General features: G+C 73.4%; 10 protein-coding genes. 1 reads left to right on the forward strand and 9 read right to left on the reverse strand.

Features of this window, described 5'->3' with window-relative positions; genetic code table 11:
- Positions 1 to 61: 61 nt before the first annotated feature.
- Positions 62 to 424, reverse strand: coding sequence for a hypothetical protein (locus ABZ385_RS13350; protein ID WP_358911390.1), 363 nt, complete (start codon positions 422 to 424; stop codon positions 62 to 64).
- A gap of 271 nt (positions 425 to 695) precedes the next feature.
- Between ABZ385_RS13350 and ABZ385_RS13355 the strand changes: the two genes are divergently transcribed.
- Positions 696 to 1,787, forward strand: coding sequence for an LAETG motif-containing sortase-dependent surface protein (locus ABZ385_RS13355; protein ID WP_358911392.1), 1,092 nt, complete (start codon positions 696 to 698; stop codon positions 1,785 to 1,787).
- 142 nt (positions 1,788 to 1,929) lie between these two features.
- On the opposite strand, the gene ABZ385_RS13360 is transcribed toward ABZ385_RS13355, so the two are convergent.
- The 8 genes from ABZ385_RS13360 to ABZ385_RS13395 all read right to left on the reverse strand — a co-directional run bounded on the left by ABZ385_RS13360 (position 1,930) and on the right by ABZ385_RS13395 (position 18,112).
- The gene (locus ABZ385_RS13360; RefSeq protein WP_358590064.1) at positions 1,930 to 3,783 is read right to left on the reverse strand and encodes a GMC family oxidoreductase; all 1,854 of its coding nucleotides are present in this window, start codon (positions 3,781 to 3,783) and stop codon (positions 1,930 to 1,932) included.
- 31 nt (positions 3,784 to 3,814) lie between these two features.
- A complete protein-coding gene (locus ABZ385_RS13365) occupies positions 3,815 to 5,431 on the reverse strand; it encodes a succinic semialdehyde dehydrogenase (RefSeq protein WP_358590062.1) in 1,617 nt (538 codons plus the stop codon).
- 180 nt (positions 5,432 to 5,611) lie between these two features.
- Positions 5,612 to 7,327, reverse strand: coding sequence for a serine/threonine-protein kinase (locus ABZ385_RS13370; protein ID WP_358911394.1), 1,716 nt, complete (start codon positions 7,325 to 7,327; stop codon positions 5,612 to 5,614).
- Between the two features lie 145 nt (positions 7,328 to 7,472).
- Positions 7,473 to 9,044, reverse strand: coding sequence for a protein kinase (locus tag ABZ385_RS13375; protein WP_358911395.1), 1,572 nt, complete (start codon positions 9,042 to 9,044; stop codon positions 7,473 to 7,475).
- 84 nt (positions 9,045 to 9,128) lie between these two features.
- A complete protein-coding gene (locus ABZ385_RS13380) occupies positions 9,129 to 10,790 on the reverse strand; it encodes a serine/threonine-protein kinase (RefSeq protein ID WP_358911397.1) in 1,662 nt (553 codons plus the stop codon).
- 179 nt (positions 10,791 to 10,969) lie between these two features.
- Positions 10,970 to 13,861 (reverse strand): protein kinase, encoded by a 2,892-nt coding sequence (locus ABZ385_RS13385; protein ID WP_358589609.1) that lies wholly within the window; start codon positions 13,859 to 13,861, stop codon positions 10,970 to 10,972.
- A gap of 143 nt (positions 13,862 to 14,004) precedes the next feature.
- Complete coding sequence (locus ABZ385_RS13390) at positions 14,005 to 16,008, reverse strand: serine/threonine-protein kinase (RefSeq protein WP_358589612.1); 2,004 nt, start codon at positions 16,006 to 16,008, stop codon at positions 14,005 to 14,007.
- Between the two features lie 394 nt (positions 16,009 to 16,402).
- On the reverse strand, positions 16,403 to 18,112 hold the full coding sequence (locus ABZ385_RS13395; RefSeq protein ID WP_358589614.1) for a glycerol-3-phosphate dehydrogenase/oxidase: 1,710 nt from the start codon (positions 18,110 to 18,112) through the stop codon (positions 16,403 to 16,405).
- Between the last annotated feature and the right edge of the window lie 176 nt (positions 18,113 to 18,288).

An 18,288-nucleotide genomic window follows, 5' to 3' on the forward strand; every position in this document is an offset into this window, starting at 1 on the left:
ATCGCTCCCGGTTCCACGGCAGTGACCTCGGGGTTCTCTCAGGAACCGCCCCCGGAGGCGCTCAGCCCCACAGGTAGAAGCGGAACGGACTGAGCACCGCGATCGCCAGCGCCATGCAGCCGACCACGATCACCACGCTCCACGCCCGACGGCGACGCTCGGAGCGTGCGTCACGGTGCGGGCCCAGGGGCGCCGCGCGCCAGTCGTCCGGCCGCCATCGCACCGACTCGGCATCGCGCCGCGCGCGCCTGCGGCGCAACCGCCCCGCCCGCCGCACCTGTTCGCGCGCCGCCTCCTCGTCGAGACGCCGCAGCCTCTCGGCCACCATGCGGGCCCGCGCGGACGGCTCCTTCGGCGCGGACGAACGGATGTCCCGCTCACTGTCCTTCTCGAACTTCTCCCACACCTCATCGGGTATGGCCAACGCTCTCCCCTCCCGTGATCCCCGCGATCCCCGGAGCGCGCCTTGCGCCCCCTGCCGTACCGGCTCCATCGGCCTGCGGGCGGGGGCAGTTCTACGGCACCCCGTCACGACGGCACAAGCGATGTGACCCACACCACACGAGGAATCCGGTGGAGCGAGGACAACCATTCACCGGGATCACAGGTCATGCATGCAGTAACACAAGTCACGCCTGCGGTAACAACCGTCACACAAGCCGAGCTTGGGGTTCTTCATGAAGCTTCGCCGTGCCATGGCAGCAGCGGCCGCTACGGCTGCCCTGGCGCCGCTGGCGCTCCTCGCGGCCCCGAGCGCGTCCGCGGCCGGGGACACCGCTCCGTCGGCCGCGTCGACCAGCGGTCCGGCCACGCCGGCGGTGACCCCCGAGCCCACCGACGCGGCCACCGAGACGTCCGAGCCCGCCCCGAGGGTCCCGCAGACCCCGGCCGACCCGACGTACAAGCCGGGCCGCACCCCCGCCGTCCCGAAGCCCCCGGCCGAGAAGCCGCCGAAGCCGAAGGAGCCGAGGGAGCCCGACGCGCCGGCCGGTGACGCGGCGGACGCCGAGGACGCCGCCCGGGACGCCGACGTCCTGGACGGGGACCACGGGAAGAAGCCGGCCGACTGCCCGGTCGACGAGGACGGCGTGGACCGCGACTCCGAGCTGGAGCTGGAGCTCTCCGGTGTGCCCGGCAAGATCACCCCGGGCAGCGGATGGCACCCGTTCGAGCTGAGCGTCACGAACCCCACGGACGAGCCGCTCGGTGAGGTCAAGTGGATCACGTCCGTGGACAACGAGACGGACGGCCACTCCGACAAGGACTGGCTGAGCGAGTACACCGACCTCCAGTTCTTCGACGCCGAGACCAAGACCTGGGACTCGATCGACGGCGACAAGAACGGCGGCCTCGCCTTCGACGTGGTCGAACTGGACGCCGAGGAGACGGTCGACATCAAGCTGCGCGTCGACATCAGCGCCAAGGCCCCGGCCGGCAAGGCCTACACGATCGGTGTCGGCGAGTACGTCGACGCGGAACTCGACTGCACCCACACCTCGTTCTCGGAAGAGCCGCTGACGATCGGCAGGCCTGGCGGCGACCAGGGCGACAGGCCGGGCACCCCGGGGCCGAGCCTGACGCCGACCGTGTCCCCGACCGTGAAGCCCACCTCCAGCACGGAGCGGCCGCAGGGTTCCGCGACCGACGCTCCGGTGGGCGGCAGCCTCGCCGAGACCGGTTCCAGCTCGGCGCTGCCGACCATCGCCCTCGTCGGGGGCGCGGCCGTGGTCGTCGGCGCGGGCGCGGTCCTCGTCGTACGCCGCCGGAAGTCCGACACCGCCGCGTGAGCCGTGGCGGCCGAGACCGCCGCACACGGCACAGCGGCACCTGATCACGCGGAAGGACCTGCGCTCGGAGGGGGGCGCAGGTCCTTACGCGTATCGCTCACCGCCGGCATCGAGGCGGGGCCGCCGCGTCCCGGCGGGACGGTCACTTCCTCGGCGGCACCGCCGGCATCCCCAGGAACGGCAGCCGCAGCGCGCCGAAGGCGTCCGCCGGGACCGCCGGGGTCCTCGGCTCCACCGGCGCGATCCGCACGTACGGCCGGCCCTGCGCCGGACGCGGGTCCGCGTCGCCCTTGTTGGGCCAGAACGACATGGCCCGCTCGGCCTGCGCGGTGATCGTCAGGGACGGGTTCACGCCGAGGTTCGCGGAGATCGCGGCGCCGTCGACCACCGAGATGCCCGGATGGCCGTAGAGCCGGTGGTAGGGGTCGATGACGCCGGTGTCGCGCGAGTCGCCGATGGGGCAGCCGCCGAGGAAGTGGGCGGTCAGCGGGGTGCCCATGAGCTCACCGATGTTCGAACCCGCGAAGCCGTTGATCTCCTTGGACAGGAGGGTCGCGGCGCGCGTCGCCTCGGGTATCTGGTCGGGGTTGGGGGCGCCGTGGCCCTGCCGCGCGGTGAGCAGGCCCTTGCCGAGGCCCTTCTCCTTGCGGTAGGTGGTCAGGGAGTTGTCGAGCGACTGCATGACCAGCCCGATGATGGTCCGCTCCGACCAGCGCCGGTTGGAGAGCGAGCGGACCAGGAGCGAGGGATGGCGGGCGACGTTGCCGAGCCAGCCGGCGACCCGCGCCCTGCCGCCCCGCGCGCTGTACGGGACCTGGAGCACCGTCAGCGTGCCCATGGCGTTGGACTTCCTGCCGTAGCGGACGGGCTCGATGTGCGTGTTCGCGTTCGGGTGGATGGACGAGGTGATCGCGACGCCCCGGGTGAAGTCCGCCTTCGGCGCGCCGTGCCGCTTGCGGTAGCGGCGGTCGGTGGTCTGGGCGCCCACCAGGGCCTCGGAGTTGGTGCGGGTCAACGTGCCGAGGCGCGGCGAGAGGTGCGGGAGCAGGCGGTTGTCCCGCATGCGGTGGAGCAGGGTCTGCGTGCCGTACGTACCGGCCGCGATGACGACCTTGCGGGCCTTGAACACCCGCCCCTTGCCCTTGCGCCGGTCGTCCGTGGGCAGGGTGGCGACGGCGAAGCCGCCCCGCGAGTCCTCGGTGACGGCGACGACCGACGTCATGGGGTGGATGACCGCCCCGGCCTTCTCCGCCAGGTGGAGGTAGTTCTCGTTGAGGGTGTTCTTCGCGCCGTGCCGGCAGCCGGTCATGCACTCGCCGCACTCGACGCAGGCCCGCCGGGAGGGGCCGGCGCCGCCGAAGTAGGGGTCGGGGACCTCCGCGCCGGGCCGCGCCGTCGACGTGCCGTCCGCGTCGTCCTCGTCGCCGAAGAAGACCCCGACGGGCGCCATGTGGAAGCTGTCCCCGACGCCCATCTCCTCGGCGGTGGCCTTCAGATGGACGTCCGAGGGCGTCGTCGTCGGGTTGAGCCGTACGCCGAGCATGCGCTTGGCCTGCTCGTAGTAGGGGCTCAGTTCGTCCTGCCAGTCCGTGATGTCCTTCCACTGCGGGTCCTCGAAGAACGGCGCGGGCGGTACGTAGAGCGTGTTCGCGTAGTTCAGTGAGCCGCCGCCGACCCCGGCTCCGGCCAGGACCATCACGTTGCCGAGCAGATGGATGCGCTGGATGCCGAACAGGCCGAGGGCCGGGGCCCAGAGGTAGTTCTTCAGGTCCCAGGAGTTCTTGGGCAGCGTCGCCCGCGTGAAGCGGCGGCCGGCTTCGAGCACGCCGACGCGGTAGCCCTTCTCCGTCAGCCGCAGCGCGGACACCGCGCCGCCGAAGCCGCTGCCCACGACGATGACGTCGTAGTCATAGTCGTAGTCACTGTGCTGGTCGCGGTCCGGGTCGTACGAAGTGTCGTCGCCCGCCCGGGTTTTGGCAGAGCTCTCCTGTGGCATTGACTCTCCTCGTTCAGAACTGGGCGCGGAACTAGCGCAGGCGGAGCGCCTTCATGACCTTCAGGCTCGTGCTCATGAACGCCGCGTACTTCTCGTCGTCCATGCCGAAGGACGGCGCCAGCGGAATGAGCCGCTGCTGGGCGACGGTCTGCGCCTCGGTGAACTTGAGGATGCCCTCGGAGCCGTGCCGGCGGCCCAGACCGGAGTCCTTCATGCCGCCCATCGGGGACTGGACGCTGCCGTAGGCGGGCGCGTAGCCCTCGTTGACGTTGACGGTGCCGGTGCGCAGACGGGCGGCGATCTCGCGGCCGCGGCGGCCGTCCTTCGTCCAGACCGAGGAGTTCAGGCCGTAGGGCGTGGCGTTGGCCAGCTCGATCGCCTCGTTCTCGTCCGTGAAGCGGTAGATCGAGACGACCGGGCCGAAGGTCTCCTCGGTGCAGACCGCCATCGGGGCCTCGACGTCGTCCAGGATGGTCGGCTCGTAGAAGTAGGGGCCGATGTCGGGGCGCGCGACACCGCCCGCGACCAGCGTGGCGCCCTTGGCGACGGCCTCCTCGACGTGCCGGGTCACCGTCTGCAGCTGCCGCTCGCCGACGAGCGAGCCCATGTCGGCGCCGTACGCGAGGGACGTGCCGAGCCGCATCGCCCGCGTCCGCTCGGCGAAGCGCTCCACGAAGCGGTCGGCGATCGACTCGTGGACGTACAGCCGCTCGATGGAGATGCACAGCTGGCCCGCGGAGGAAAAGCAGGCGCGCACCGCGCCGGCGGCGGCCTTGTCGACGTCGGCGTCGTGCAGGACCAGCATCGCGTTCTTGCCGCCGAGTTCCAGCGAGACGCCGACGAGGCGGGCGGCGGCGCCCCGCGCGACCTCGCGGCCGGTGCGCGTGGAGCCGGTGAAGGAGACGTAGTCGGCGTGCCTGACGATCTCGGGGCCGACGACCGGGCCCTCGCCGAGGACGACCTGGAAGACCTCCGACGGCAGCCCCGCCTCGATGATCAGGTCGCGGGCCCACAGGGCGGTGAGGCAGGTCTCCGTGTCGGGCTTCATCACGAGCGCGTTGCCCGCGACGAGGGCGGGCAGCGCGTCGCCGATGGACAGCTCGAAGGGGTAGTTCCAGGGGGCGATCTGCCCGACGACACCGCGCGGCTGGCGGTTCTCGGTGACCTTGGTGAGGGTCGGGACGACGCCGGTGTGCCGCTTGGGGCTCAGGTACGCGGGGGCCTTGCGGCCGTAGTGCCGGGCGGCGACCACGACGGCCTGGATCTCCTCGTGGGCGTGCAGGCGGGCCTTGCCGGTCTCCAGCTGGATGAGGTCGAGCACCTCGGCCTGGCGCTGGAGCACCAGGTCGTGGAAGCGCAGCAGGACGGCGGCGCGCTGCTTGACCGGGGTCCGGGCCCAGGCGATCTGGGCGGTGCGGGCCCGCTGGAAGGCGGTGGTCACGTCCTCCGAGGTGGACTCGGGCAGGTCGGCCAGCTTCTCGCCGGTGAGCGGCGTGTGGTTGGCCGTGCGCCCACTGCCGATGACGTCGCGCGTGAGCTGGGCCAACAGCTCCGGCGTGACCACGTCGGCGGCGGTGCGGGCGCCTGCCGGGGCCGGGGCGGTCGGGTTGGTTCCGAGGGGCGCTGCGGTGGCCTGCGAGTCCGTCATGTCCGTGAGCGTAGGCCCACGTCAGGGATTTGGGTACCCATCGGTAACGGGCTTCACGGGTCACTCACACGGCGCCAGTGATTGCTGGCGACAAAGCCGCTGATCAGCGCGTTGACACCCGCCGCGCCCCTCAAGAGACCTTTCTCAGAGCTTGCCTCGGAGGTTGCCTGGAAGCTCGCCTCAGAGCTTGTCGAGCTCCAGGTCGGCGAACGCCTTCTCGGCGACCTCGCGGCCGCGCGCGGTGAAGTCGCCCTTGCCCGGATAGCTCACGACCAGCTTGTACAGGTCGCCGCCCTTCGTCTTGTAGTACAAGGCCTTCAGTTCGCGCGGCCGGGGGTGCTGGCTGTCCGTCGAGGAGTACACGACGGTGTTCTGCGCGGCCTTCTCGCCCCGGAACTCCGTCTCGTCCGGCGAGGTCTTGGGAGCGGGGTCGGAGGCCATGCCCTGGTCGTAGCTGCCGGACTCCTTGAACTGGGCGTCCTCGTCGTACATCTGCGCGGCGGCGGTCCCGGCGATCGCGCTCGCGTCGTCGGCCTTCTTCAAGAGGCTCAGGGAGATCGATATGGCACCGCTCGGGTCGGTGTAACTGACCCAGTGCGACTTCTCGTTCGTGTTGTCGTCCTCGTACTTCTCGTAGCCCTTGGGCGCGGGGACGCTCGCCGCCAGCTCCTTCGACCCGTGCTTCTCCCACCCCCCGTCCGCGTCCGAGCCCCCGAAGGGGTTCAGGGCCACCAGCACGCCCGCCGCCACCGCCGCGACGACCACCCCGGCGACGACCGCGAGCGCCTTGCGGCTCAGGAAGAGGCCCTTGCCCCGAGGGGCGTTGCCGCCGCCCGCGACGGTGACGACCTGCGTCGGCGCCGGCAGCGGGGGTTTCGCCGCCTCCTCCAAAAGGGCGCGCACCCGCGCCGCGTTCGGGCGCTGCGCCGGGTCCTTGGCCAGCAGTCCGTTGATCGCCTCGGCGAGCGGGCCGGAGACCGAGGCCGGCGCGGCGGGCGTGGCGTTGAGGACGGACTGGAGCGTCGCCGGGGTGTTGCTGCGGCGGAACGGCGAGACGCCCTCCGTAGCCGCGTACAGCACGACGCCCAGCGACCACAGGTCGGACGCCGGTCCCGGCCGCTGCCCCAGCACCCGCTCGGGGGCGATGAACTCGGGCGAGCCGACGAAGCCGCCGGTGTCGGTCAGATTGGTCTCGCCCTCGATCTGGGCGATGCCGAAGTCGGTGAGGACGACGCGGTCGTGGCGGCCGAGCATGACGTTGTCCGGCTTCACGTCGCGGTGCAGGATGCCCGCCTGGTGCGCGGCGTCCAGGGCGTTCAGGACCTCCAGGCCGATCCGTGCGGCGTCCCGGACGCCCAGCGTGCCCTCCTGGAGCGCGGCGCCCAGCGAGCGGCCCTGGACCAGTTCCATGACGATCCACGGCTGCCCGTCCTCGACCGCCACGTCATGGACGTTGACCACCGCGGGGTGGTCGAGGCGGGCCGCGGCGCGCGCCTCGCGGCGCATCCGCTCGAAGGCGTTGGCGCGTTCGCGCTCGGGCAGGTGGTCGGGCAGGCGCGGCTCCTTGACCGCGACCTCGCGGTCCACCGTCTCGTCCTTGGCGCGCCACACCGTGCCCATGCCGCCGTGGCCGAGCTTGGCCAGCAGCCGGTAGCGGCCCGCGACCACCCGGCCCGCGCCGGGCTCGGGCGCCGCCGGCCGGTCCGGTACGGGCTGCTCCGGTACGGCCTGGTGCGGCGCGGGCTGGTGGGGCGCGGCCGGGGCGGACCGCGCGGGCTGGGCGTAGGGGTTGCCGGGGTGCGCGGCGCCGCCGTTCGGGCCGGGACGCCGCGGCGGCTGGAGGCCGAAACTGGTGGGCTCGTAAGGGCCGTAGGAGGGTCCCCCGTCGTTACTCATGCCCCCATGAGTACCTTGCCGGACACCCCGCTTTCCAGCCAGGGCGCCCAGTTGTGACCGGGGCGATGCACGCCGTGCGCCGGGAGTCCGACGCGGGCCCGCCGCCGATCGCGCGGGACCTCACCGCGTACGAACGTGCGGGACCTCACCCGCGTACGAACGTGTCGACGGCCGTGTCGAAGTACTTCCGCGTCTGCTCCGCCTCCTCGGCCGGCCCCGACACCTGGACGTCGTACCTCCGGCCGCCCTCCTCCCAGCAGAGGTCGTACGTGTGCCGCTCGCCCCGGGGCATGTCCGGGCCGTCCCAGGTGAACTCCCACAGGGCGGCCGGGCGGCCGTTGCGGGTGGTCTCGGTGACGCCGCCGTTGCGGTAGCCGGGGTTGCGCCGCGCCCCCTCGGCGGCGGCGCGGCGCTGCGCGGCGAGCGGGCCGCCCGGCCGCGGGTCGTCCTCCGTGATGCCGATGCGGTAGGTGGCGCCCGGGGAGACGTAGGAGATCCGTGGCCCGTCGACCTGGCGGGCGAAGCCCGTCGGCACGGCGATCGTGAAGCCCCCGGGGTCCCGCGCCAGGCGGTACCCCTCGGGCGGCTGGGGCGTGGACGGCCGGGGCGCGGACGGCGCCGGTGTCCGCGTGCCCCGGCTGACCGTCACGGTGGGCGTGGGGCCGCCGACGGTGGTGGAGGGGGAGGCGGAGTTGCCCGGCGTCCCGCCGTCCGCGTCCCGGCCCCACAGCAGCGCGGCGGCCGAGACCCCGGCCCCGGCCACGGCCGCCGCCAGCGCCGCGGCGACCAGCATCACCCTGCCGTGGCGCTCGCGCGCCTCGACGGCGCCATGGCTCGCCCTGCCGTGCTCCGGCCGCCAGAGCGGCATGCGCCCCGTGTCGACGTACGCCTGGAGCAGCCGCTGCGCCGCCACCCCGTCGAGGCGCCGCCGGGGGTCGCGCTCCAGGAGGCCGAGGACGGCCGGCAGGAGCGGCGCCGCGCTCTCCGGCGGGCGGATCTCCTCGTAGACGACGGCGTGCAGGACACCGCCGATGGAATCCCTGCGGAAGGGTGACTCGCCGGCCAGCGCGGTGACGAGCAGCGCGCCGAGCGACCACAGGTCGGACTCGGGGCCGGTGTGTTCCCCCGCGATGCGCTCGGGCGCGGTGTACTCGGGCGAGCCGACGAACGAGCCCACTTCGGTGAGCGTCGTCGCCCCGGTGACCTGCGCGATCCCGAAGTCGGTGAGGACGGCGCGGCCGGTGGCGGCCTCCAGGAGGACGTTGGCGGGCTTCAGGTCGCGGTGCAGGATGCCCGCCTCGTGGGCGGTGCTCAGCGCGCCGAGCAGGTCGATGCCCATCCGGGCGACGGTGTCCGCGTCGATCGGGCCGTGCCGCGCCAGGTGCCCCGCGAGGGAGCCGCCCTCGATCAGCTCCATGACGATGTACGGCTGTTCGTCCTCCACGACGACGTCGTGGACGACGACGATGTGCGGATGGCGCAGCTGCGCCACGGCCCGCGCCTCGCGCAGGGTCCGCTCGCGCGCCTGCGAGGCCTCGGTGTCGGAGAGCGTCTCGTCCCGCTCCAGCTCCTTGACGGCGACCCCGCGCCCCAGGAGCAGATCGGTGGCGCGCCACACGACACCCATGCCGCCCCGGCCGAGCCGTGCCTCCAGACGGTAACGCCCCGCGATCACACGGGCGTTGCCGCCCCCTGGGTGGTCTCCCGGGCTCCCCATGCGGCCATCATGCCCCACACGTGTGCGAACGGAATGGCACTCACCGCGCACGGGCTGGTTCCGGCCGTCGCCCCCGGGGCGCGCTCAGCCCTCCCGCCATCCCCTCAGCATCGCGTCGAACCGCTCCCGGGTGACGTCCCAGCCGGCGGCGGGCGCCGACATGTAGAGGACGTACTCGGTGCCGTCACGGCCGATATACGTCTGCGAGATCGCGCGGCGCGGGCCCGCCGTGGTGTCGTTCGAGCCCGCCGTCCAGCTGAACTCCCACAGGGCGCCCGGCCGGTCGCGGAACGTGTTGGAGTTCAGGTGCAGCCGCCGGTACCGGGGCAGCTTCGCCCGCAGGGGCTTCTCCAGGGCGAGCTGATGCAGGTAGGGGGTCTCGTACTGCGGTTTCCCGTCGACGGCGACGCGCAGGAAGCGGCGTCCGCCGTCGGGCGTGTAGTCGGTCTGGTTGCCGTCCACCTTGCGCTTCCAGCCCTTGGGCAGCCGCAGGCTGAAGCCGTTCGGGTCGTGCACGCGCGGCCAGTCCTGCGGGATGCCGCCCACGGTCCGGCCGGCGCCGTCGTCGATCCCGGCGGCCTGCGCCCGGTCGTCGCCGCCCCCGGCCTGACCCGTCAGCCGCAGGAAGCCGAACACGCCACCGCCGCCGAGCAGCGCGGCCACGACGGTGAGTGCGGCGACGGCGGCCAGGCGGCGGCCCCGCCCGGGGGCGGACCGGTCCGCCGCCTCGGACGCCGACGGGGCGCGTCCGGGCGCCTGCCCGGCGTGGGCCACCGTGGCGGTACCGCCGCCGTCCCCGCCGGCGCCCTCCACGACGGTGCGGGAATCGGCGCCGTGCGCGGGCTGCCGCCTCTTGGGGTGCGTCTGCGTCGACACGTACGCCTGCGCGGCGCTCGGTCTGCGCCCCTCCGCCGCCTCGGCGAGCATGTGCTCGGCCTCCTCGGCGCTGGGCCTGGCCGCCGGGTCCTTGCGCAGGAGGGCGCTGATGACGGGCGCGAGGGCCCCGGCGTGCTCGGGCGGGGCGGGCTCCTCGGTGACCACGGCCTGCATGGTGCCGATCGGCGAGGTGCGCCGGAACGGGGAGTTGCCCTCGACCGCCGTGTACAGCGTCGCGCCGAGCGCCCACAGGTCGGAGGCCGGGCCGGGGTTGGAGCCGCTGACCCGCTCGGGCGCCAGGTAGTCGACGGACCCGACGACTTCCCCGGTCCGGGTGATCGTGGCGTCCCCCTCGATCGCCGCGATGCCGAAGTCGGTGAGCAGGATCCGCCGGTCCCGCGCCAGCAGGACGTTGCCCGGCTTGACGTCGCGGTGCAGTACGCCGGCGGTGTGCGCGGCGCGCAGGGCCTTCAGGGTCCACAGGCCGATGCGGGCGGCCTCGACCGACTCGACGCGGCCCTGCTCCTTGACGGCGTCCGCGAGGGAGCGGCCCTCGACCAGCTCCATCACGATCCAGGGCCGGTCGTCGTACTCCAGTACGTCATGGACGGTGACGACGGCGGGGTGGTTGATCCGGGCGGCGGCCCGCGCCTCCGTCTGGGTCCGCGCGAAGAGGACCGCGCGATCGGCCTCCTGCACGAACTGCACGGCCGTCAGTTCCTTGACGGCGACGGCACGGTGCAGCACCTCGTCCCGGGCGCGCCACACCCGCCCCATGCCACCGCGGCCGATGGACTCCCCGAGTCGGTAGCGGCCCGCGAGGAGCAGGCCCTGGCTCTGATTCACGTTCCCCCGCAATGGTCTTGACATGAGCCAGGTTAGGGAGGGGACGGCGCGCAGGGAACCACAGGGGTCCAAGGAGACCCCGATGTGACACCGATCGGCGCTCTTGTCGCTCTTGTGCCGTCGATCGGCGCTCTTGTCGCTCTTGTGCCGTCGATCGGCACTCTTGTCGCTCTTGTGCCGCCGGCAAGCGTGCGGCCGTGACGCTAGCCGGTGCCGCGGCCGGTGCTCTGATAGGTCTTCGCGGCCTGCTCGTACAGCCGCGTGACCTCGTCCCTCTCCGCCTCGGGGCCCCGCACCTGCACCACGTGGTACTTCCCGCCCACGACCAGCACGAGATTGCGTACGTAGACCTCGCGGCCCTGCGCGTCCTGCCAGGTGAACTGGCCCTCGGCCATGGCCCGTCCGCCGACGTCGATGCGCCGCATGCCGCTGGAGGTCGCCCAGGAGGAGTCCCGGAACGGCTGGAGCTCGCGCTCGTGCTCGCGCTGGTACTTCATGGGGTCGCTGCCGTAGCCGTCGGTGGTGTCGCGGCCCGGGACCACCAGCAGCTCGAAGCCGCCGTGGGTGTAACGGACCTGGCCCCGGCCGTTCTTGTCCTGCCGGTCCCAGCCGCTCGCCACGGCCACGCGGAACCCCTCGGTGTCCTTGCGCAGGGTGAAGCCGCGCGGCAGCTCGGGACCCCCGGTCTGCGCCTCCTGCGAACTGGGGCTGTTGCCGGACTTGCCCTCGTCCGTGCCGTCCTTGCCCGAACCGTCGCCTCCGGGGCCGCTCTTGCCGTCGTCGCCCGCGTCACCCTGGTTCTCGTCGTGGCTGGGACCCGGGCTCACCTCGCCCGCGCTCCTCGCGCCCTCGCCCCGCCCCCCGTCGTCGCCCTTCGGCAAGAACAGCATGGCGTACGCGACCGCCGCGACGAGACCGACGAGGATCGCCAGGAGCAGCAGCCGCCCCAGCGAACGGGGCCGCGCCGAGCCCTGCCCCTGCGGCACCCGATCCGACCGGGTCTCGCGGAGCGGTGCCTCCTCACGGAGCGGGCGGGTCTCGTGTGCCGGCGGGGTCTGGCGGAGTCCGCGCTGCTCATGGGGGGCGCGCGGCTCGCGGGGGGCGCGCGGCGGCCTCGCGGAGCGGACGTCCTTGCCCCGTCCCCGCTTGTGCCTCCCGTGCCCCTGGCCGCCGGCGGCGGCGGGCGCGGCCGTGCGGCGCCTGCGCACGATCTCGCCCCTGCGGCGTACGACGGGCAGCCGTCCGGCGTCGTACGGCGGCACCGGCACGACGTGCGCCCCGGCCTCCGGCTCCGGCGCGGAGCGCACCAGGGAGCGCAGCCAGCCGCCGGCCTCCTCGAAGTCGAGTCGCTCGGTGGGGTCCTGACGCAGCAGGGACTCCACCACGGGCCGCAGCGGCCCGCACTCCTCGGCGAACGCGGGCGGCTCGGCGCACACCAGCTGTACGAGTTCGGCGGTGCTGTCCTCGGGGTAGGGCGCGTGGCCCTGCACCGCGCGGAAGAGCAGGACGCCCAGGGCCCACAGGTCGGTGGCGGGGCCGATCGGGGCGGCGAGCTGCCAGTTCTCGTGCACGGGCCCGGCCTGTTCGGGCGCCCACCGCTCGGTGACGGCCCCGACGACCACCATGCGCGCGTGCCGGGCCCGCTCGGCGTCCAGCGCGGTGGCGGGCCCCCGCCGCCCTCCCGACTCCCCACCGGGCGCGCCCCAGTCGCCGTGCGCCCCGTACGGGTCGGACGCGGATTCGGCGGTTGCCGGGCCCGCCTGGCCCGGAGGGGCGGCCGAGCCGCTCCGGGCGGTGGGGCTCATCTCGGTGTCGGGGCCCATGCCGCCGGCCGGACCATCACTGCTCTGCCGAGGCCCGTACGGACCGGCATCCCCACCCCGCGGCACCGCCCCGTGCCAGGTCTTCGTCTCCCCGACGCCGTAGGGATCCGAGATCTGCCCGGCCGTCCCCGCCCCCCCGGCCCCACTCGCCCCGAAGCCACGGTCCCGCCCACCGCCGGTACCGGCCCCGGGGTCACCTTCCTCGCCCCGCCGAGGTCCCGGCCCCCCAGCCCCACTGGCGCCAAAGCCGCGGTCCCGCCCACCGCCGCCGATACCCGCCCCGTCGTCACCTTCCTCGCCCCGCCGAGGTCCCGGCACCCCAGAGGTGTTCTCGTCCACCCGGGCGGCCGCCCGCGCCGCCCCCGCGCGGTAGGCCGCGATGGACGCCCCCCGCGCGGCCCGCGCCGCGTTGCGGGCCGAACCCGCGGTCTCGGCCGCCTCCGTCGCCCGCACGGCCCGCCGCACCACGGCAGCCGTGTCCTGGCCGGGCGGCTCGGGAGCGGGCTCGACCGCCGCGCCCCCCGCGTCACGCCCGGCCTCGTACGCGTCCCCGCACCCGGCGTCGTACGCGTCCTCACCCCACGACGGCCCCCCGTAGGCCGCCACGTTTCCGATCGACCCCGCCGATCCTGCCGCCTCCCCCGCCTCCACGGGCCGGGGGTCGTACCCGCACAGCGCCTCCTCGGCCGCCCCGGCCGCGAGCCCCGTCAGCATCACGCGGCCGTCGTCGCAGATCAGCACCGTGCGCGCGGTGATGTTCCGGTGCACCCAGCCATGGGCGTGCAGCACGCGCAGCGCCGCGAGGACGTCCGCCGCGACCTCCGCCGCGCGGTAGGGGCTGAGCGGCCCGTCCGCGAGGAGCGCCGCCAGCGGCCGCGCCGCCACCAACTCGCTGACGATCCACAGCGAGCCGCCCTCCGCGAACACGTCGAAGACCTGGTCGAGCCGGGGATGGTCCGGTATCTGCGCTGCGGTCTGCGCCGCCTCCATCGCGCGCCGCACCGCCGGGTCCGTGGGACTGCGCGTGGTCCGCGCCGCGGCCCGCCGCACCCCGGCGCCGCCCGCGCCCGCCCGGGGCACGAACCCCTCGGGCAGGTCGTCCTCCTCCAGGACCTCCGCCTCGACGATCTCGGGCAACGGAACCTGCCGGACCAGGACTTCCTGCCCGCTGTAGGTGTCGAAGGCGCGCGATTCGGCGAGTTCGTACGCGTCCGAGGGCGGCAGCGGCAGGCGGTAGCGGTCGGCGAGAACTCGTCCCGCGTAGTCGTCCACGATGCCTCCCCCGTCCGCCCGGTGGTCAATTCCGTTCGTCTTGTGGCTCGTTGCGGCCGCTCACGGTGCGCCGACCTTCACGATACGTGCCGTGGGCGAACCGCAATGAGGGGATACGAGATCTCACGACCCGAAATCCCGGCTCACGACTTCGGCTGGAACGTCTTCGTGAACGTCCGCCACGTGTCCCGCCGCTGATCGCTCTTCCAGTCGTCGGCCCTGGCCGTGTACATCATTCCGTAGCCGAGCCCGCCGTTGACGACGAAGCCGCGGTCGACGGACCGGTACTTGGTCCCGGCCTCCACGTAGGTGAATTCCCAGTCGGCGGTGTCCCACCCACGGAAGTCCACCTTTTCTATCCGTATCCGGTCGTACTGCGACCGGATCATGTGGAGTTCCTGGTTCTTCCAGTCCGCCACCGGGTTGTCCTTGGGCGTGCCCGTCCAGCCGATCAGCAGCTTCTGGCCGTCGGGCCCGGTGAACCGCGCGCCCGCCCTGCCGGTGGTCTGGAACTTCCACCCCTTGGGCAGCCCGATCTTGAAGCCCTGGGCGTGCTCGTACGTCGACGCGGCGCCGTCCTGCGGCTCCTTGCCGTCGTCCTGGCTCGGGTCGTGCCCCTTGCCCTCGTCCGAGTCGGAGTCCGAGCCCTTGCCCGGGTCCGTGCCCTGCCCCTGGCCCTGCTCCTTGTCGTCCCCGGAGCCCGACTCCTTGCCCGTGTCCTTGCCGGCGTCCTTACCGGTGTCCCTGCCGTCCTTGCCCTGGCCGCCACCGGTGCTCGCACCACTGGACGCGGCCTTGTCGCCGCCCTTGCTGTCCCCGCCGGAACCGCTGTCGTCCCCGCTCGTGAGCGCGAAGGCCAGCACCGTGCCGAGCACCGCGAGCACGGCCACCACGCTCACTATCACCAGCGTCCGGCGCGGCACCACATCGGTGAGCGACGCCTTGGGCGGCACCCGCGGCGAGACACCGGGCGGCGCGCTCGGCGCCGGAGGCACGGCCGCGCCGCTCCCGGAGGCAGTGATAGACCCCGAAGACCCTGCGGACCCAGCGGACCCCATGGCGCCCGTGGCCGCCTCGCGGACCGACCGCAGCGCGCCCTTCAGCCGGTCGGCGGTGTCCTCGCCCTTGCGTCCGGCGGACGCGGCGGACGCCGTGGAGGCACCGGCGGCGCCGACCCCGGCGGACTTCTTCGTCAGCCGGGCGGGCATGCCCGCTCCGACGCCCTTGGCGGGCTTCGGCGCCGGCGGCACCGGCGGCAGGGGCACGACCTTCGTCGCCTCGACCGGCTCCACCTCCGGCGCGTGGATCACGTCCATCAGCAGCGCCCGCGCCCCGGCGTCGTCGAGCCGCTGCTGGGGGTCCTTGGCGAGCAGGCCGTAGATGACCTTCTCCAACGGCCCCGCGTTCACGGGCTTGTCGACGTCCTCGGTCATCACCGCCGTCAGGGTCGCGATGGCCGACCCCTTGTCGTACGGAGGTACGCCCTCGACGGCCGCGTACAGCAGTCCGCCCAGCGACCACAGGTCGGCCGCGGGGCCCGGCTTGTGCCCGCGGGCCCGCTCCGGCGAGATGTACGAGGGCGCGCCGACGAGCATGCCCGTCGACGTGATCGACGGGTCGCCCTCGACCTGCGCGATGCCGAAGTCCGTGAGCACGACCCGGCCGTCCTCGGCGATCAGCACGTTCGACGGCTTCACGTCGCGGTGCAGGATGCCCTCGCGGTGCGCCGAGCGCAGCACGTCGAGGATGGCGAGGCCGACCTCGGCCGCCCGCCTCGGGGTGAGCACCCCGTCCTCGCGGATCGCCTCCGCGAGGGACTTGCCCTCGACCAGCTCCATCACGATCCAGGGCCGGTCGTCCTCGTCGACCACGTCGTAGACCGTCACCGCGCTGGTGTTGCGGATGCGCGCGATCGCCTTGGCCTCGCGCAGCGTCCGCGTGATGAGCCGCCGCTTCTCCTCCTCGTCGATGCTCGAGGGGAACCGCAGCTCCTTCACCGCGACCGTACGGCCCAGCGTCTCGTCCTTGGCGCGCCACACGGTGCCCATGCCGCCGCGGCCGAGCACCTCTCCCAGCCGGTACCGGCCGGCGAGGAGACGTTCGCTCTTGTCCCGACGGGCCTCACCCGTCTGCTCCGCGTCCGACATGCGTCCCCTCTGCTGTACCGCTGCTACCCGCGCAACCCGCCCTGACAGAGCCTTCATTGTCCCTTACCCGGGGACCGGCCGGCGCCCAGGGTCCACCGTCCCGCATGCTGGACCGCGCGCGGCGAGGGCCCGTCGTGCCGACACCCCGTTCCCCGGCGGCCGTTGCCCTCCCGGTCGCCCCTCCGCGCGCCGCCCGAGGGACCGCCGCGAGCCATGACGCCGGCCACCGACGCCACTCTTCCCCTGCTCAGCGGCCGAGGCAAGGCCCCGGCCGCGCCCCTCCTGTCCCGCGCTCGGTCCGCGGCCCTCCCCCGCACCGTCCGTCAACTTCCGTCACCGGCGCCCAAATCGGCACAACAGCCTCATCCGGCAGGGTCCACCCGCCCGGCCCCGGTCAGCCGAGCGGCACGATGTCCGGCGCCCCCAGCCGTGCCGCGTCCGCCGTCAGGTCGTCCGGCTGGCGCTGCGACTCCCGCTCGGCCTCCACCCGCTTCTCGTAGTGCTGCACCTCCCGCTCGATCTGGTCCTTGTCCCAGCCGAGGACCGGAGCCATCAGCTCGGCGCACTGCCGGGCGCTGCGCGTCCCCCGGTCGAACGTCTCGATCGAGATGCGCGTACGCCGCGTCAGCACGTCGTCCAGGTGGCGGGCGCCCTCGTGGGAGGCGGCGTAGACGATCTCGGCCCGCAGGTAGTCGTCGGCCGCCTGGAGCGGCTCGCCGAGGGTGGGGTCGGCGGTGATGAGTTCGAGCACTTCCTCGGCCAGCGAGCCGTACCGGTTCAACAGGTGTTCCACGCGCACGACATGAAGGCCCGTCCGGGCGGCGATCCTCGCGCGGGCGTTCCACAGCGCCTTGTAGCCCTCGGCGCCGACCAGCGGGATGTCCTCGGTCACGCAGTCGGCGACGCGCTGGTCCAGGGCGTGCACGGCCTCGTCGACGGCGTCCTTGGCCATCACGCGGTACGTCGTGTACTTGCCGCCCGCGATGACGACCAGGCCGGGTGCCGGGTGCGCGACCGTGTGCTCCCGGGACAGCTTGCTGGTGGCGTCCGACTCGCCGGCGAGCAGCGGCCGCAGGCCGGCGTAGACCCCCTGGACGTCGTCGCGGGAAAGGGGCACCGCGAGCACCGAGTTCACGTGCTCCAGCAGGTAGTCGATGTCGGCGCTCGATGCCGCCGGGTGGGCCTTGTCGAGGTCCCAGTCCGTGTCGGTGGTGCCCACGATCCAGTGCCGCCCCCAGGGGATGACGAACAGGACGCTCTTCTCGGTCCGCAGGATCAGCCCCGTCGAGGAGTTGATCCGGTCCTTGGGCACCACCAGGTGGATGCCCTTGGACGCCCTGACGTGGAACTGCCCGCGCTCGCCGACCATCGCCTGGGTGTCGTCCGTCCACACGCCCGTGGCGTTCACCACCTGTTTGGCGCGGATCTCGTACTCCCCGCCGCCCTCCACGTCCTGCACACGGGCGCCGACCACGCGCTCGCCCTCGCGCAGGAAGCCGGTGACCCGCGCGCGGTTGGCGACCTTCGCGCCGTACGCCGAGGCGGTGCGCACCAAGGTGGCCACATAGCGGGCGTCGTCCATCTGCGCGTCGTAGTACTGCATCGCGCCGACCAGCGCGTCCTTCTTCAGGCACGGGGCGACGCGCAGGGCGTGCCGGCGGGTCAGGTGGCGGTGCATGGGCAGGCCGCGGCCGTGCCCGCGGGACATCGACATGGCGTCGTAGAGCGCGACGCCCGATCCGGCGTACAGCCGCTCCCAGCCCTTGTGCTGCAAGGGGTACAGGAACGGCACCGGCTTCACGAGGTGCGGGGCGAGCCGCTCCAGGAGCAGGCCGCGCTCCTTGAGCGCCTCCCGCACGAGCGCGAAGTCCAGCATCTCCAGATAGCGCAGTCCGCCGTGGATCAGCTTGCTCGACCGGCTCGAGGTGCCCGAGGCCCAGTCCCGCGCCTCGACCAGGCCGGTGGACAGGCCCCGGGTGACCGCGTCGAGAGCCGTCCCGGCGCCGACCACCCCCGCGCCGACGACCAGGATGTCCAGCTCCCGGTCGGCCATTCCCGCAAGTGACTCGGCACGCTCGGCCGGCCCCAGTGTCGCTGTCCTCACCGCTGCCTCCCGCTGTGATCGGGTGTGGTCGGACTCACATCATGCCCAGATTTCCCGCGCGCCCGCCGATCTCGTCCGCAGCCTGTGGACAACACTCCGAACCGGCACGGCAGTGCAATGCCACAAAACGGTCATATTTACTCCTAGTCTGACATTGCGCTGGTCCGCATTGTCCA

The organism is Streptomyces sp. NPDC005898, from assembly GCF_040629635.1.
Lineage (GTDB): Bacteria > Actinomycetota > Actinomycetes > Streptomycetales > Streptomycetaceae > Streptomyces.

What these genes read in the sequence shown, in the direction of transcription:
- ABZ385_RS13355 (WP_358911392.1), top strand. Translation starts at nt 696, where the DNA reads ATGGCAGCAGCGGCCGCTACGGCTGCCCTGGCGCCGCTGGCGCTCCTC.
- ABZ385_RS13360 (WP_358590064.1), bottom strand. Translation starts at nt 3,783, where the DNA reads ATGCCACAGGAGAGCTCTGCCAAAACCCGGGCGGGCGACGACACTTCG.
- ABZ385_RS13365 (WP_358590062.1), bottom strand. Translation starts at nt 5,431, where the DNA reads ATGACGGACTCGCAGGCCACCGCAGCGCCCCTCGGAACCAACCCGACC.
- ABZ385_RS13370 (WP_358911394.1), bottom strand. Translation starts at nt 7,327, where the DNA reads ATGAGTAACGACGGGGGACCCTCCTACGGCCCTTACGAGCCCACCAGT.
- ABZ385_RS13375 (WP_358911395.1), bottom strand. Translation starts at nt 9,044, where the DNA reads ATGGGGAGCCCGGGAGACCACCCAGGGGGCGGCAACGCCCGTGTGATC.
- ABZ385_RS13380 (WP_358911397.1), bottom strand. Translation starts at nt 10,790, where the DNA reads ATGTCAAGACCATTGCGGGGGAACGTGAATCAGAGCCAGGGCCTGCTC.
- ABZ385_RS13390 (WP_358589612.1), bottom strand. Translation starts at nt 16,008, where the DNA reads ATGTCGGACGCGGAGCAGACGGGTGAGGCCCGTCGGGACAAGAGCGAA.